This is a genomic window from Enterobacter sp. PGRG2 (assembly GCF_030291195.1).
Lineage (GTDB): Bacteria > Pseudomonadota > Gammaproteobacteria > Enterobacterales > Enterobacteriaceae > Enterobacter_D.
Genome location: NZ_CP127837.1, coordinates 4,160,185 through 4,160,408, shown reverse-complemented (window position 1 = coordinate 4,160,408; position 224 = coordinate 4,160,185). Strand labels below are relative to the sequence as shown.

General features: G+C 56.7%; 1 protein-coding gene. It reads left to right on the top strand.

What is annotated here, in order from left to right; all coding sequences use genetic code 11:
* Positions 1–224: Ig-like domain-containing protein (locus tag QRD42_RS18550; RefSeq protein ID WP_321987821.1), on the top strand; the 224-nt coding region annotated here is incomplete at both ends.

Below are 224 nucleotides of genomic sequence, written 5' to 3'. Positions count from 1 at the left end.
GATAAAACCGAGGCCATTGCTAACGGTACGGATCGCATCACCTATGAAGCGACGGTCACCGATCAGCAGGGCAACGCGGTCAACGGTGCGAAGGTGAAATGGTCCGCGGATACCGCCGATGCCACTCTGAGCAGCACACAGACCATCAGCGACAGCAATGGCAAATCGACCATCACCCTGACATCACTGAAAGCCGGTGAGAAAGTCATCACCGCGCAGACCAG